Origin of the sequence: Arthrobacter sp. StoSoilB13 (assembly GCF_019977255.1) — a bacterium.
Taxonomy (GTDB): Bacteria; Actinomycetota; Actinomycetes; order Actinomycetales; family Micrococcaceae; genus Arthrobacter.
In genome coordinates this window covers 807,339-821,949 of the sequence record NZ_AP024647.1, presented here as the reverse complement: position 1 = coordinate 821,949, position 14,611 = coordinate 807,339, and the positions used below count along the sequence as shown (strand labels likewise).

Annotated in this window: 12 protein-coding genes and 1 tRNA gene; 5 read left to right on the top strand and 8 right to left on the bottom strand. The window is 61.7% G+C overall.

Going from position 1 to position 14,611, the window contains the following annotated elements; all coding sequences use genetic code 11:
- Nucleotides 1-5: 5 nt before the first annotated feature.
- Nucleotides 6-1,310, bottom strand: coding sequence for a M20/M25/M40 family metallo-hydrolase (locus tag LDP01_RS03865; protein ID WP_224090323.1), 1,305 nt, complete (start codon nucleotides 1,308-1,310; stop codon nucleotides 6-8).
- Nucleotides 1,311-1,578: 268 nt separating this feature from the next.
- Between LDP01_RS03865 and LDP01_RS03860 the strand changes: the two genes are divergently transcribed.
- Nucleotides 1,579-1,661: transfer RNA gene (locus tag LDP01_RS03860), tRNA-Leu, on the top strand.
- A 78-nt stretch (nucleotides 1,662-1,739) separates the two neighbouring features.
- On the opposite strand, the gene LDP01_RS03855 is transcribed toward LDP01_RS03860, so the two are convergent.
- The 6 genes from LDP01_RS03855 to LDP01_RS03830 all read right to left on the bottom strand — a co-directional run bounded on the left by LDP01_RS03855 (nucleotide 1,740) and on the right by LDP01_RS03830 (nucleotide 7,260).
- Complete coding sequence (locus LDP01_RS03855; protein ID WP_224090321.1) at nucleotides 1,740-2,024, bottom strand: hypothetical protein; 285 nt, start codon at nucleotides 2,022-2,024, stop codon at nucleotides 1,740-1,742.
- A 56-nt stretch (nucleotides 2,025-2,080) separates the two neighbouring features.
- Entirely contained in the window at nucleotides 2,081-2,533 is a 453-nt protein-coding gene (locus LDP01_RS03850) for an SRPBCC family protein (RefSeq protein ID WP_224090319.1), read from the bottom strand.
- A gap of 34 nt (nucleotides 2,534-2,567) precedes the next feature.
- A complete protein-coding gene (locus tag LDP01_RS03845; RefSeq protein ID WP_224090317.1) occupies nucleotides 2,568-3,509 on the bottom strand; it encodes a glycosyltransferase family 2 protein in 942 nt (313 codons plus the stop codon).
- Nucleotides 3,510-3,580: 71 nt separating this feature from the next.
- On the bottom strand, nucleotides 3,581-4,507 hold the full coding sequence (locus tag LDP01_RS03840) for a MaoC/PaaZ C-terminal domain-containing protein (RefSeq protein ID WP_224090316.1): 927 nt from the start codon (nucleotides 4,505-4,507) through the stop codon (nucleotides 3,581-3,583).
- The gene (locus LDP01_RS03835) at nucleotides 4,504-5,844 is read right to left on the bottom strand and encodes a 3-oxoacyl-ACP reductase (RefSeq protein ID WP_224090314.1); all 1,341 of its coding nucleotides are present in this window, start codon (nucleotides 5,842-5,844) and stop codon (nucleotides 4,504-4,506) included. Before LDP01_RS03835 ends, LDP01_RS03840 begins: the two co-directional genes overlap by 4 nt.
- Nucleotides 5,845-5,853: 9 nt before the next feature.
- Nucleotides 5,854-7,260: an acetyl-CoA C-acetyltransferase gene (locus LDP01_RS03830; RefSeq protein WP_224090313.1), complete on the bottom strand. Its 1,407-nt coding sequence runs from the start codon at nucleotides 7,258-7,260 to the stop codon at nucleotides 5,854-5,856.
- On the opposite strand from LDP01_RS03830, the gene LDP01_RS03825 reads away from it, so the two are divergent.
- Entirely contained in the window at nucleotides 7,259-8,059 is an 801-nt protein-coding gene (locus LDP01_RS03825; protein WP_224090312.1) for a TetR/AcrR family transcriptional regulator, read from the top strand. The two genes, LDP01_RS03830 and LDP01_RS03825, sit on opposite strands and share 2 nt — an antisense overlap.
- Before the next feature lie 46 nt (nucleotides 8,060-8,105).
- Nucleotides 8,106-10,229, top strand: a complete 2,124-nt coding sequence (locus tag LDP01_RS03820) for an acyl-CoA dehydrogenase family protein (protein ID WP_224090305.1) — start codon at nucleotides 8,106-8,108, stop codon at nucleotides 10,227-10,229.
- 121 nt (nucleotides 10,230-10,350) lie between these two features.
- Here the strand turns inward: LDP01_RS03820 and glgA are convergent, their stop codons facing one another.
- On the bottom strand, nucleotides 10,351-11,547 hold the full coding sequence (glgA, locus tag LDP01_RS03815; protein WP_224090303.1) for a glycogen synthase: 1,197 nt from the start codon (nucleotides 11,545-11,547) through the stop codon (nucleotides 10,351-10,353).
- Nucleotides 11,548-11,640: 93 nt separating this feature from the next.
- On the opposite strand from glgA, the gene glgC reads away from it, so the two are divergent.
- Nucleotides 11,641-13,053: a glucose-1-phosphate adenylyltransferase gene (gene glgC / locus LDP01_RS03810; RefSeq protein WP_224090301.1), complete on the top strand. Its 1,413-nt coding sequence runs from the start codon at nucleotides 11,641-11,643 to the stop codon at nucleotides 13,051-13,053.
- A 75-nt stretch (nucleotides 13,054-13,128) separates the two neighbouring features.
- Nucleotides 13,129-14,580 (top strand): SDR family NAD(P)-dependent oxidoreductase, encoded by a 1,452-nt coding sequence (locus LDP01_RS03805; protein WP_224090299.1) that lies wholly within the window; start codon nucleotides 13,129-13,131, stop codon nucleotides 14,578-14,580.
- Nucleotides 14,581-14,611 lie beyond the last annotated feature (31 nt).

Sequence of the window (14,611 nt, the reverse complement as noted above, 5' to 3'; positions counted from 1 at the left end):
TGCGTTTAGTAGTTGCTCAGCAGCTTGTTGAGGACCCGCGCGCCGAACTGCAGGGACTCTGCCGGAACCCGCTCGTCCACCCCGTGGAACATGCCCGTGAAATCAAGCTCGTCGGGCAGCATCAGTGGAGCGAAGCCGTAGCCGGTGATGCCGATCTTGCTCAAGGACTTGTTGTCTGTCCCTCCCGAGAGGGTGTAGGGAAGCACCTTGGCGCCCGGGTCCTCGGAGTGCAAGGCGTCGATCATGGAGTCAACGAGGTTGCCGGCAAACGGCACCTCCAGGGAGACATCCTTGTTGACGTAGCTGATCTCGATGCCATCCCCGGCAAGCTCCTTGATGGTTTCGAACACCAGTTCCTGCTGGCCCGGCAGCGTTCGGCAATCCACGAAGGCCTCGGCCGATTCCGGGATGACGTTGTGCTTGTAGCCCGAGCGGAGCAGGGTGGGGTTGGAGGTATTTTGCAGCGTTGCTCCCACGAAACGGGCGACGGTGCCAAGCTCCTTGAGCAGGATGTCCGGGTTGTCGGCGTCAAACTCCACGCCAGTGAGTTCGGTGACGCCGTCCAGGAACTGCCTGGTGGTGGGAGTCAGTTCCACAGGCCACTTGTATTCGCCGATTCTGGTGACGGCCGCCGCGAGCCGGGTGATCGCGTTGTCCGTATTGATTTGCGAGCCGTGGCCGGCCCGTCCATGGGCAACCAGCCGCAACCAGGACAAGCCCTTTTCGGCAGTTTGAAGCAGGTACGTGCGCTGGCCACCGATAGTCGCGGAGAATCCACCCACTTCGGAGATGGCCTCGGTGGCGCCATCGAACAATTCGCGGCGGTGCTCCACGGCATACCGGGCGCCATAGGTGCCGCCGGCTTCCTCGTCCGCGAAGAAGGCGAAAATGATGTCCCGCTTGGGCCTGCGGCCAGTCCTGGCGAAGTCCCGCATTACCGAAAGGATCATGGCATCCATGTCCTTCATGTCCACGGCACCGCGACCCCAGATCAGTCCGTCCTTCAGCTCACCGCTGAAGGGGTCAACGCTCCACTGATCCTTCAGGGCCGGTACAACGTCCAAGTGTCCGTGGACCACCAACGCGTCAGCTGAAGGGTCCTCCCCCGCCATGCGCGTGACGACGTTGGCACGTCCCGGTGCAGACTCGAAAATCTCGGCCTCAAGACCTACTTCCGTGATCAGGCCAGCCGTGTACTCCGCAGCAGCACGTTCGCCCGGTCCTGTGTCGTCGCCGAAGTTGGAGGAGTCGATCCGGATGAGCTCCTGGCAGATCCGGACAACTTCGTCTTCGGGGCGGATGACAGACATGGAAATTCTCCTTGCGTTGGCTGGGCTGCAGGTGCCGGCGACGCGCACTGCGGACCCCGCAGCTCTACCGTCCCGTGTTTCACCAGCCTACTCACCGCAAGCGCCTTCAGTTGAGCAATTCCGGGCGCCGCCACGCGTTGAAAGCCTCTAGGCCGTCCTGACCAGCACCGATTTTTTAGTTGCTTCAAACCGTGTTAGAGTTTTTCTCGCTGCTTCGGAGGAAAGTGAAGCACCGGAAGGTGCAGATTGGCTTCTCTGAACACCACCTGCGCGGGTGGCGGAATGGCAGACGCGCTAGCTTGAGGTGCTAGTCCTCGAAAGGGGGTGGGGGTTCAAGTCCCCCTCCGCGCACAAAGAAGGCCCCGGGAAACCGGGGTTTTTTTGTTCCCTCAACCATGCTGGGTCCATTCCAGTCATGGGTGGCGTTTACTAAGCCAACGGCCAGCCCCTCCATGACTCCAAGGCCACCCGTTTGATCTGTCCGGCCGGAAACCATTCCACATGATAGTCCCGCCGATCATCCATCCATTCCACAAGGCCGTAGGTCCGTGTGTACTTGATGGCCCGTCCATACACCTCACCAACACGGACAAGCGGTTGGGCGGCCGGCTCAAGCTCCATGATCTTGCCATCGTCAGGCTTCGGGTGGTTGGCCTCCGCCTCGGTCTGCAACATCATGCGGGCGAAAGCTTTGGAGTCTTGCTTGGGTCTCATAAACCAAGAATAGAACATATGTTCGAATGCGGCCGACCGTTTGCCCAGGGCCCCTCTCAATTGCTTTGGCTGGCAGCTTTCTCGACCGCTGCCAGCATACTTTCGAAGGTCGCCCTCAGCATTCGGTCAATCAAAGGACCCGTCAGGCGGCCGACGGGCCCACCTCTGGGCACATAGCGGTAGTCAAAGGTGAGCGCGGTCCCTTCGCCATCTGGCTGGAGGACGAGCCTGGAGTCGGCTTCTTTGAAGGGCACCAGCGCCGATGGCTCGTTCCTCGTGGCCAGGGCGCGGCCTTGCTCCCATTCGGTGACGGTTTCGATCATCGAGCCGACGGGCGACAAATGTACCCGACGGCGGGCACCCAGCCCTTGGGTCCTGTTACCGATGGTTTGTGATGCCCTTAGGCCGTTCCAGACGTCAGCGAGGTTGCCGAAATCCGCTAAAACAGCCCAGATGGAGTCACTGGTTGCAGCTGCTTGTCGCCGTACGGTCAGGTGGCGTTCCCTCATGATCATCACTCCGCGCCAATGGAAATTGCCTGGCTCATCGCTTGAGCGATATGCCGCGCCCCTGAACGTGCCGCTCCTGCGGACTACGTCGAACTGCAAGAACGGGGTCGGCCGCGTCCAGCGTCAAACGGGGAAGCTTGGCAAGTCTTCTCCACAGAAGGTAGATCCGGACATCCACACCGTTGCGTTCGAACCGCGACATGAAGACGTCCCTGCAGGATGAGTAGCACAGTCGAAGGGATTCCCGAAGACCACCAAATTGCGCCGACCTCACCAGCAGAAGACCCACATGACCTACGAGCACCGGCACCAGAAACAGAGCTGGCGTGTGGCACCACTTGAAGCGAAGTTCGCTACGCCAGCGCAGTTGGCGCCTACGCAGAGGTTGGCGGTCAGCATTCGGGCAGTGCTGCACCGGATCCGAAGTTCCGTGCCTGACTACGAGGCCCGAAGCCAACAGTCGAATCGATAAATCCGATTCTTCGCAATAGAACCTATAGGACTCACGCAAACCACCGCAGGCAAGCACAGCATCGCGGCGCAGAGCATGCGCCGCGCCGATAAAGCTACGGGCAAGCTGAACGGTACCGCTGGATTGGTCGCCCTGCATGAGGGCGCCGTTCTCGGCAAAGGGGACTGCAACTGCGGCAATCGCAGGCGACGAGAAATCGGCCACCGTTTGCCGGGCCGTGGAGGCAGATGTGAAGTACGCGTCATCATCGAGGATGAGGACGAGTGGAGTTGATGCTGCCCGGATACAGATGTTCCGGGCAGCTATCAAACCGACATTCTCCTGACCCGTAATAAGGTCGACGGCGGGAAACTGCTCTCGAACCACCTCTGAAGTGCCGTCCGAGGATGCATCGTCATAGACGATGATGGGAATTGCGGGTTCCTGGGCGAGGGCGCTCGAGAGCAGCCTCTTCAGGTCATCAACTCGGTTGTAGGTCGAGACGCACAAACTTATCTGGTTCATGTGGCAAGACTCTCCTCCTGCGGGCTGTCCGTCTGAAGAGAATATCCCGCCCCCAAGGATTTAAGGAGGGCCTAAGACAAGGGAGCCACGCTGCCCCTGAAGTGACGCCGGCCGCTGCGCGGGTTCCACGCCACGTAGTCCGAATGCTGCCAAGCCCCGGATTCCGCCTGGATGGTGGAGATGTCCAGCGCCACCCGGGCCGGCAGGAATACCGGCGCTTCAAACGTCACGTCCCAGGCGAAGGCATCAGACTTGACCGCTCCGACATCTGCCAACGCCCGGGAGGCAAGGTACATGCCGTGGGCAATGGATCCCCTCAGGCCCAATGCTTTGGCCGATAGGACGCTCAGATGGATGGGATTGAAATCGCCCGACACGGCGGCATAACTGCGTCCGATGTCCAGGTCCAGTTGCCACAGGGCCGTGGGGTCCGGAGGGGAAAAATTGCCATTGTCCCCGGAGCCGCTTGAGTTTCCGGGCTTGTCGATACCAGGCAGGAAGACTCCTTTCGCAAGGTATGTGGATACTCCCCGCCACAGCAGTTCGCCTGAGGAGCTGGAGCGGACTTCGGCGATGACATCCACTTGCGTACCCGCCCGATGACCCGAAAGGTTCTCTGACCAGGACCTGATGTCCAGGGCTTCTGTGAACTGAATGGGAACCTGCTGCTCTACATGGTTCCTGAGGTGGATCATCCCGAGCAACGGCAACGGAAAATCATCCCGGTTCATCACACTCATGGCCACCGGAAAGGCCAGTGCGTGCACGAATCCTGCTGGCAGGATGTCACTGGCGGTTTCCCCCAAAAGGTGCTGGTAGGCGGTCAGGTTGGCGACATCCGCCTGGACGCCCATGACCTCGTGGCTAACTGCCGGCAATGTCGCCTGCCCCGCCGATGACCCCAGGACGCGGCGGCGGGCGGCAGTTGCCGCTGCATTCATGTAAAGCTTGGGCAGCGACGGCAGCTCCCCAAGGATGACCGGCTGCGGTTTGCTCATGCTCCCACCAGTTGCTGTCCACATACGCGAAGGACTTCGCCCGAGATTCCTCCCGCGGCATCGCTCGCAAGGAAAGCGATGGCCTCCGCCACGTCCTGTGGCTGGCCACCCTGCCTGAGGGAATTGGCCCTTCGCGCTGCTTCCCGTATGACGAATGGCATCCGGGCGGTCATCTCTGTCTCAATAAACCCTGGCGCTACAGCGTTGATCGTCCCCCCGAAGGACTCCATGAGCGGCGCTGTTGATCGCACCATTCCAATCACGCCACCCTTGGACGCGGCATAGTTGGTTTGGCCCCTGTTGCCGGCAATGCCGCTGGTGGATGCCACCGCAACGATGCGCGGCTTTTCCTTGAAGTGCTCCGATACCAGGAGGGCCTCATTGATCCTCAGTTGCGCGGCGATGTTGACGGCGATGACAGACTGCCAGCGGCCCTCATCCATGTTCGCCAGGAGCCGGTCGCGCGTGATGCCGGCGTTGTGGACTACGATGTCGAGCCTGCCATGGCGTTCCACTGCGTGGTCGATCATCCGGTGACCGGCGTCGTCCCGGGTGATGTCGAGTTGGAGGGCGGTCCCACGGACCTCGTTGGCTATTGCTGCCAGATGATCCCCCGCGGCAGGGACATCCACCAGCACCACCTTTGCCCCGTCACGGTGGAGCGTCCGCGCGATCGCGGCACCAATGCCCCGCGCGGCACCAGTGACGACGGCTACTTTTCCGGCGAGGGGCTTCCCGGCGTCAAAGGGCAGGCTGCCGGAGGAGGAGCTGATCGTCAGGAACTGGCCATCCACATAGGCGGAGCGGCCTGAAAGGAAGAACCGGAGGGCTCCCAGGGCTGACGGGCTTGTGGTGGCTAGATCCTCATCGAGGAGAATGCCATTGGCGGTGGCACCGGCGCGCAATTCCTTGGCCAGTGAACGCAGCAGGCCATCGATGCCCTGCCGGGCCGCCGCCGCAGCAGGAGCTGGTGCCGACCGGGCCGTTCTTGAGAGCGTAATGACGCGTCCGTTGGGCGAGAGGTCCCGCAAGGAAGCGCCAAGTGTCAGCATTGGCTTGCCCAGGTCCTCCGGGTGCTGCACGGCGTCGAGGACAACGATGATGGCCCCGAGCTTTTCCTTTGGCAATGCATGACGGCGAATGTCCAGACCCCAACCAAGAAGCGTGGTGGCAAGGTCATCTGCGCCCAGGCTGTCGCCGTTGACCAGCACCGGTCCAGTGATAAGCGGTGCGCCCGGCTGGTATCGGCGGAGTTCAACCGGCTGCGGCAGGCCGAGCCTTTTGGCGACGTCCTTTCCCAGTCCCTTGCTGACGATTTTGGCGTATTTGTCTGTCATCACGCTCCCCTAGGCTGCTTCCAGAATGGCAACAACGCCCTGCCCGCCGGCGGCACACACGGAAATCAGGCCACGTGCCGGCCTTCCATCCACAGCTCCCTTTTCATGGAGCATCTTTGCCAGCGAGGCCACGATCCTGCCACCGGTTGCTGCAAATGGGTGCCCGGCAGCAAGTGAAGAACCGTTGACGTTCAGCTTGGTGCGGTCCACCTTCCCCAGCGCGCCGTCCAGCCCCAACCGCGTTCGTCCGAAGTCCTCATCTTCCCAGGCGGCCAGGGTGCTGAGGACGGTCCCGGCGAAGGCCTCATGGATTTCGAAGAAGTCGAAGTCCTCAAGGGACAGCCCATGGCGGGCGAGGAGGCGCGGTACGGCAAAGACCGGCGCCATCAGAAGTCCGTCCTTGCCGTGGACAAAGTCGACGGCGGCTGCCTCACCGTCCAGGACGGTGGCGAGCTTGGGCAGACCCCGGCTGTCCGCCCACTCCTCGGTGGCAAGCAAGACCGTTGCGGCACCATCGGTCAGCGGCGTCGAATTGCCGGCGGTCATGGTGGCCTCGGATCCCAGGTTCCTGCCAAAGACAGGCTTCAGTGTGGAGAGCTTCTCCAACGTGGTGTCTGCGCGAAGATTCGAGTCCCGGTTGAGGCCGCGGTACGGAGTAATGAGGTCCTCGAAGAAGCCGCGCTCGTACGCGTCGGCGAGGTTGCGGTGGCTGTTAAAGGCCAGTTCGTCCTGTGCCTCCCGACTGATCTTCCACTGTGCCGTAGTGAGGGCTTGATGTTCGCCCATGGACAGCCCGGTGCGTGGTTCGCCGGTGTTGGGAGCATCCGGGGCCAGGTCCTTTGGGCGGATGCGCGCCAGGACCTTCAACTTCTGGACGGAGGTCTTTGCGCGGTTGAGGTCCAGCAGGATTTCCCGCAGCCCCTCGCTGACGGCGATCGGGGCATCGGAAGCGGAGTCAACGCCACCGGCGATCGCGGATTCGATCTGGCCCAGCTTGATCTTGTTGGCAAGCCCAAGCACGGTTTCCAGTCCCGTGGCACATGCCTGCTGAAGGTCGTACGCGGGTGTCTCCGGAGATAACGCCGAACCCAATACAGCCTCACGGGTGAGGTTGAAGTCCCGGGAATGCTTCAGCACCGCTCCGGCCGCTACTTCACCGATCCGTTCATCCTGCAACCCGAAGCGCGCGATCAGTCCATCCAGCGCAGCAGTAAGCATGTCCTGGTTGGAGGACTTCACATAAGCGCCGCCCGTGCGGGCAAACGGGATGCGGTTTCCCCCAACGATCACGGCAGAACGCGTGCCTTGTATGCCCTTGCCCCGCTCTGCGCTTGCGAAGCCGTCTGTACCTGTTCCCGCGGTACCAGTCCCGGCAGTGCCTGTGTTCGTGCCCGCGGGTGCGTCTGCTGCAGCCATGCTTGACTCCTTCGATGAATACCAGTTACTGATACCCAGCGTACCTGATACGCTGGGTATCGTGAACCGTCGCCGTACAGATTTTCCGAACGCACCTGCCCCTTCCCAAGCTGGTGCTGTTGATGCCGCCACGGAGTCCGGCAACGCCAACCCGGACCCTGCGGTAGATGGGCGTGCCGCCAGATGGCAGAGCCATCGCGAGGAGCGTCGGCGCGAGCTCATCAAGGCAGCACGCAGGGCTGTGCATGCCTTGGGCAGCGAGGCGTCCATGGAAGACATCGCCGGTGCCGCGGGCACGTCAAAGTCGGTGTACTACCGCTATTTCGGCGATAAGGCAGGCCTTCAACAGGCCATGGGTGAAGTGGTTCTGGGGCAAATGCAACGCCGCATGAAAGAAGCGGCCCAATCGGCGCAGACACCACGCGAAGGCCTCTACGCCATGGTTTCGGCCTACCTGCAAATGGCGGAATCCAGCCCCAACGTTTATGCGTTCATCACCCGGTTGACGCCCGGGGAAGCTTCCTCGCAGGATGCCATTGCCGCGTCGGGCGCGCTGGGAAACTTCTTCGAACAGATCACCGACATGATCGCCACGCCCATGCGGCAGTACCTCGGTGCAGAGAAAGAGGCCTTGATCGAGTACTGGCCAACTGCAGCCATTGGGCTCGTTCGGAATGCCGGTGAAATGTGGCTGGGAAGCCCTGCCTCCGGCAGTAAACCGAACCAGGCCACCATGGCCGGGCACATCACGGACTGGCTATGCCTGGGAATCGCTCCTGAACTCAAAGCAGCCAACTGACATGGGCAATGATCCATCAGTTGCAGGAACCAAAGAAGGAATCAACATGACTGAAGTAGTGGACCGGGCGCCATCAGCCCGTCAACCATCCGGCCGCGAGGATGCGGCCAAGCACACCAGCGGCTCCAGCCAGCAGGGTGGGGACCCGGTGGTGGATGTCGCGGCACTGGGTGAACAGCTCTTGGGCAAGTGGGCCCACATCCGGCGCCAGGCCCGCCAAATCGCGGGTCATCCTGATGTCCGGAAAATTGAAGGCCTCCATCACACCGAACACCGGTCCCGCGTGTTTGAACAGTTGAAGTTCCTGGTGGATAACAATGCCGTGCACCGGGCGTTTCCTACCCGCCTGGGCGGCTCCGATGACCACGGCGGCAACATTGCCGGGTTCGAAGAACTCGTCACGGCCGATCCCTCCCTCCAGATCAAAGCAGGTGTTCAATGGGGCCTCTTTGGCTCTGCTGTCATGCACCTTGGGACCCGGGAGCACCACGACAAATGGCTCCCCGGCATCATGAGCCTGGCCATTCCGGGCTGTTTCGCGATGACAGAGACGGGCCATGGCTCCGACGTCGCAAGCATCGCCACGACGGCCACCTATGACGAAGCGAACCAGGAATTCGTCATCAACACCCCCTTCCGGGCAGCCTGGAAGGACTACATCGGCAACGCAGCAAACGATGGCCTGGCCGCCGTCGTGTTTGCGCAGCTGGTAACCAAGAACGTTAACCACGGCGTCCACGCCTTCTATGTAGAGCTTCGCGACCCCACCACCAAAGAATTTCTGCCAGGCATCGGCGGGGAGGATGACGGCATCAAGGGCGGCCTGAACGGCATCGACAACGGCAGGCTCCACTTCACGGATGTCCGTGTCCCCCGCACCAACCTCCTGAACCGCTACGGCGACGTAGCTGTGGATGGCACCTATTCATCAACCATCGAGAGCCCGGGCCGCCGCTTCTTCACGATGCTCGGAACCCTGGTCCAGGGCCGGGTCTCTTTGGACGGGGCAGCCGTGGCGGCCAGCAAGGTGGCACTCAAAACAGCCATCCAGTACGCCACCGAGCGCCGTCAGTTCAACGCTTCCTCCCCCACCGACGAGGAAGTCCTGCTGGACTATCAGCGTCACCAGCGGCGCCTTTTCACCCGGCTTGCTACGACCTACGCCGCCGGTTTTGCCCACGAGCAACTCCTGCAAAAGTTCGACGACGTCTTCTCCGGTGCCCACGACACCGACGCCGACCGCCAGGATCTGGAAACCTTGGCGGCCGCGCTGAAGCCCCTCAGCACCTGGCATGCTCTGGATACCCTGCAGGAATGCCGCGAAGCCTGTGGTGGCGCGGGCTTCCTGATCGAGAACCGCTTTGCCTCGCTGCGCGCGGACCTTGACGTTTACGTGACTTTTGAAGGCGACAACACAGTCCTGCTGCAGTTGGTGGCCAAGCGGCTTCTGGCTGACTACGCCAAGGAATTCCGCAGTGCCGACTTCGGCGTGCTTGCGCGCTATGTAGTGGACCAGGCCGCAGGTGTCGCCTTGCACAGGACGGGCCTGCGCCAAGTTGCCCAGTTCGTAGCTGACACGGGCTCGGTGCAGAAAGCAGCACTGGCTTTGCGCGACGAGGAAGGCCAGCGGACCCTGCTGACCGACCGAGTGCAGTCCATGGTGGCCGAAGTAGGTGCTGCGCTGAAGGGTGCCAACAAGCTGCCGCAGCACCAGGCGGCAGCCCTGTTCAACCAGCACCAGCATGAACTCATCGAAGCCGCTCAAGCCCATGCCGAGCTCCTCCAGTGGGAAGCCTTCACGGAGGCGTTGGCGGAGGTTTCCGATGAGGGAACCAAGCGGGTCCTCACCTGGCTGCGGGATCTGTTCGGGCTTTCGCTCATCGAGAAGCACTTGTCGTGGTATCTCATGAACGGCCGGCTGTCGATGCAACGCGGCCGGACCGTAGGGACGTACATCAACCGGCTGCTGGTCAAGATCCGCCCCCATGCGCTGGACCTCGTGGACGCCTTTGGGTACGGACCCGAGCACTTGCGCGCGTCAATCGCGACCGGCGCCGAAGCACGCCGCCAGGATGAGGCCAGCACCCACTTCCGTAAGCAGCGCGCCAGCGGCTCCGCGCCGGCCGACGAGAAGTCGTTACTGGCCCTGAAAGGGTCAAAGTCCCGGTAGCAGGATGTGATTTCCGAACGGTGAACTTTTTTGGAAGTTTCGCCAAAGCGCGACGGCGCCGTCCCCACTCAAGGGGGCGGCGCCGTCGTCGTTTTGCCTGCTTTCCAGGACGGTCAGCTGCTCAGCCGAGCACGGACCGGTACACCTCAAGCGTGGTTTCAGTGATGGACTCCCACGAGAAATGTTCCTCGGCACGTCGCCGGCCAGCAATGCCCATCTTGCGGGCGCGCGCTGGATCCGCAACTACATCGTTCAGGGCTGCAGCGAAATCGGCCACGAATTTTTCAGGATCAAGCGGTGTTCCCGTGCCGTCAGTGACCTGCTCCAAGGGAACCAGGAGGCCGGTCTCGCCGTGCTGGACAACCTCTGGAATGCCGCCCGTAGCACTTGCCACCACTGCGGCGCCGCAAGCCATGGCTTCAAGGTTCACGATGCCCAGCGGTTCGTAAATGGAGGGGCAGGCGAATGCTGTTGCATGGCTGAGGACCTGGATGAGTTCCCGGCGTGGCAGCATCCGCTCAATGAGGATCACGCCCTCACGCTTGCTTTGGAGCTCCTCAATGAGGCGCGCTGTCTCAGCTGCCAATTCGGGAGTGTCAGCTGCACCAAGGCAGAGGACCAGTTGAACATCGGCGGGAAGGCTGGAAGCGGCGCGCAACAGGTAGGGGACCCCCTTTTGGCGCGTGTTCCGGCCAACGAACACCACACTTGGCTTGGCGGGATCCATGCCCAACGCGCGGATGGCGTCGTTTTCTTCGTCCCGTTCCCACAGGGAAACGTCGATCCCGTTATGTACCACCCGGACTTTGTCGGGATCAACGTCAGGGTAGCTGCGCAGGATGTCCTGCCGCATTCCATCGGATACGGCGATGATCGCCGCGGCAGCTTCGTAGGCTGTCTTCTCCACCCATGAGGACAACGCGTAGCCACCGCCGAGCTGTTCGGCCTTCCACGGACGCAACGGTTCCAGGCTGTGTGCGCTCAGTACATGGGGAATGCCATGCAAGAGCGAAGCGAGGTGTCCTGCCATGTTCGCGTACCAGGTGTGCGAGTGGACGAGATCCGCTCCCGCAATATCCGGAACGATCCGAAGATCCACGCCCAACGTCTGGAGGGCAGCATTGGCGTCGCCGAGGTCGTGGGGTGTGGCGTAGGAGTCCACGGTGGCCCCGTGGTAGTCGGCCTCACGTGGGGCGCCAAACGCCCGGACATGAAGATCCACGTGCTTCGCCAGCACACGGCTGAGCTCGGCAACGTGGACACCGGCACCGCCATAAATTTCCGGAGGGAATTCTTTAGTCACAATGTCTATTCGCACGTTACCCAACGTAGTCGTTCCGGCTTATGTGTTCTAGTGTGAAAGGGTCCGGAAAATCGGACTTTTGGGGGCTACGAAGACGTACGGGGAGCTATGACCATGGCGTTGAAGAAAGTATTGGCAATCGTGTTGGCCGGCGGCGAAGGCAATCGCCTCATGCCTTTGACGGCGGACAGGGCGAAGCCAGCGGTTCCGTTTGCGGGAGGCTACAGGCTTATTGACTTTGCACTATCGAATCTGGTCAATTCGGGATATTTGAAAATCGTGGTTCTGACGCAGTACAAATCGCACAGCCTTGACCGACATATCTCCGAGACCTGGCGCATGTCCACACAGTTGGGCCGCTACGTAGCTTCCGTACCCGCGCAACAGCGCGTCGGCAAGAGCTGGTTCCTTGGCAGCGCCAACGCCATCTACCAGTCCCTGAACCTTATTCACGATGACGCTCCGGACATTGTGGTTGTGGTCGGCGCAGACCACGTCTACCGCATGGACTTCTCACAAATGGTGGAACAGCACATTGCCAGCGGCGCGAAGGCTACCGTAGCAGCCGTGCGGCAGCCGCTGAACATGGCCAACCAATTCGGTGTGATTGAAGTTGACCAGAACGATCCCCAGAAGATCGCGGCATTCGTGGAGAAGCCGGCCAGCACGCCCGGGCTTGCGGCCGATCCCACCCAGTTCCTCGCCTCCATGGGCAACTACGTCTTCAACGCCGACGCCCTGGTTGAAGCGCTTCACGTTGACGCCGAGCGACTGGATACAAAGCACGACATGGGCGGGGACATCATTCCCTACTTCGTGGACAAGGGTGAGGCCGGGGTCTATGACTTCACACTGAATGACATCCCTGGTGCCACCGAACGTGACCGTACGTACTGGCGGGACGTTGGCACCATCGACTCCTTCTACGACGCCCACGTTGACCTCATCTCCCCCGTTCCCATCTTCAACCTCTACAACTCCGAATGGCCCATCTACACCCGCCAGAGCATCTCGCCTCCCGCCAAGTTTGTCCGCGGCGGCAACAGCACGGTGGGTACCGCCCTGGACTCCATCGTGGCCAGTGGTGTGGTCATCTCAGGCGGCATCGTTGAAGGTTCCGTGCTCTCCAACGACGTCTTCGTGGAGGCTGGCAGCCGTGTCCAGGACTCAGTACTGATGGATAAGGTCCGCGTCGGCGAAGGTGCAGTGATCAAGAGGGCCATCCTGGACAAGAACGTCAAGGTCCCTGCCGGCGCCGCGATCGGACTGGACCCGGCGTTGGACAAGGCGCGTGGCTACAAGGTCACCGAATCCGGGATCACCGTCCTTGCCAAGGGACAGCTTGTTCCTGAACCCGGCGAAGAGGAGCTCGCGTTGTCCGCGGAGTACCGGCGGAGCCTGCCGGAAGCCGTTAAGGCTGCCACGCAGGATGACCCCGATATCCGGGATTCTGCGGAAAAGGTAGCTGCCGGCATCCAGGCCCGCGTAGTAGACACAGCATCACAGGGCGCCGGCCGCTAGGCTTCCGTCCATCACCGGCTGTGCTGGTAGAACCCGAGGCAGGCCCCAGGCTCCCAAGGCTGTAAAATCAGGTCAATGAGCTCCACCGATCTGACGCCTGAAGAGATCCAGGCCTGCCTCAAGGTTCTGACCACAATCCACGTCTATGACGAGGAGCACCCGGACTACGTCGCGGTCCGTCGTGCAACGGGCAAGATGTTCAAAGCAGTCAAGCGGCACCGCCGCGTCACCAAGCGGGACCTGATCGCGGAAGCCGACCGTGCAGTCATTGCCCTCACCGCAACAGCTGCGCCGGACCGCATCGATGATGAAACCCGCGGCAACAAGCTTGCTCCTTCAGCCACCGGCGAGGTCGCGGGCCATCTGATCCGCTCACGTCCCTGCTACATCTGCAAGCAGCACTACACCCAGGTGGATGCGTTCTACCACCAGCTATGCCCCGAGTGCGCTGCCTTCAGCCACAGCAAACGCGATGCCCGCACGGACCTGACCGGCCGCAATGCCCTGTTGACCGGTGGCCGCGCCAAGATCGGTATGTACATTGCGCTCCGGCTGCTCAGGGATGGCGCCCACACCACCATCACAACACGCTTCCCCAAAGACGCGGCACGTCGGTTTGCCGCGATGGAAGACAGCGCGGATTGGCTGCACCGCCTGAGGATCGTTGGCATCGACCTCCGTGATCCCGCCCAGGTGATGGCCCTGACGGACTCCCTGAACAAGGCCGGCCCGCTGGACATCATCATCAACAATGCCGCGCAAACCGTGCGACGCTCCGGCAACGCCTACAAACCCTTGGTTGACGCCGAGGACGAGCCCTTGCCGGCCGCATTGGACGCTGCCAACGGAGGCCCCGAACTCGTCACGTTCGGCCACGCCCATGACAAGCATCCACTGGCCCTGGCCAGCAGCGTCACCGAACATCCTGTCCTTGCCGGAGACGCCATCACTTCCCTGGCGCTTTCTACTGGTTCGGCGTCTTTGGCCAGGATCGAATCCGGAACGGCTATCGATGCCGGCGGGCTGGTCCCCGACCTCGCCACTATCAACAGCTGGACGCAAGTAGTGGACGAAGTGGATCCGCTCGAAATGCTCGAAGTGCAGTTATGCAACGTCACAGCTCCGTTTCTGCTGGTCAGCCGCCTGCGCGATGCCATGAAACGCTCAACGGCACGCCGAAAGTACATCGTGAACGTTTCGGCCATGGAAGGGCAGTTCTCCCGTGCCTACAAGGGTCCGGGACATCCTCACACCAACATGGCCAAAGCCGCCCTGAACATGATGACGCGCACCAGCGCCCAGGAGATGTTGGATTCCGATGGCATCCTCATGACCGCCGTGGACACCGGCTGGATCACGGATGAACGCCCGCATTACACCAAGGTGCGGCTCATGGAAGAAGGATTCCACGCGCCCTTGGACCTGGTGGACGGTGCTGCCCGCGTGTACGACCCCATCGTGATGGGCGAGAACGGCGAGGACCAGTACGGGGTATTCCTCAAGGACTACAAGCCCTCCCCCTGGTAAATCCAAAGTCGTCGAGTGTGCTTACAGATAT

Excerpts from the sequence above, each read along its gene's own strand:
- LDP01_RS03845 (WP_224090317.1), bottom strand. The coding sequence starts at position 3,509 with ATGAACCAGATAAGTTTGTGCGTCTCGACCTACAACCGAGTTGATGAC.
- LDP01_RS03825 (WP_224090312.1), top strand. The coding sequence starts at position 7,259 with ATGCTTGACTCCTTCGATGAATACCAGTTACTGATACCCAGCGTACCT.
- LDP01_RS03855 (WP_224090321.1), bottom strand. The coding sequence starts at position 2,024 with ATGAGACCCAAGCAAGACTCCAAAGCTTTCGCCCGCATGATGTTGCAG.
- LDP01_RS03830 (WP_224090313.1), bottom strand. The coding sequence starts at position 7,260 with ATGGCTGCAGCAGACGCACCCGCGGGCACGAACACAGGCACTGCCGGG.
- LDP01_RS03835 (WP_224090314.1), bottom strand. The coding sequence starts at position 5,844 with ATGACAGACAAATACGCCAAAATCGTCAGCAAGGGACTGGGAAAGGAC.
- LDP01_RS03805 (WP_224090299.1), top strand. The coding sequence starts at position 13,129 with ATGAGCTCCACCGATCTGACGCCTGAAGAGATCCAGGCCTGCCTCAAG.
- LDP01_RS03840 (WP_224090316.1), bottom strand. The coding sequence starts at position 4,507 with ATGAGCAAACCGCAGCCGGTCATCCTTGGGGAGCTGCCGTCGCTGCCC.
- glgC (WP_224090301.1), top strand. The coding sequence starts at position 11,641 with ATGACCATGGCGTTGAAGAAAGTATTGGCAATCGTGTTGGCCGGCGGC.
- LDP01_RS03850 (WP_224090319.1), bottom strand. The coding sequence starts at position 2,533 with ATGAGGGAACGCCACCTGACCGTACGGCGACAAGCAGCTGCAACCAGT.
- LDP01_RS03865 (WP_224090323.1), bottom strand. The coding sequence starts at position 1,310 with ATGTCTGTCATCCGCCCCGAAGACGAAGTTGTCCGGATCTGCCAGGAG.
- LDP01_RS03820 (WP_224090305.1), top strand. The coding sequence starts at position 8,106 with ATGACTGAAGTAGTGGACCGGGCGCCATCAGCCCGTCAACCATCCGGC.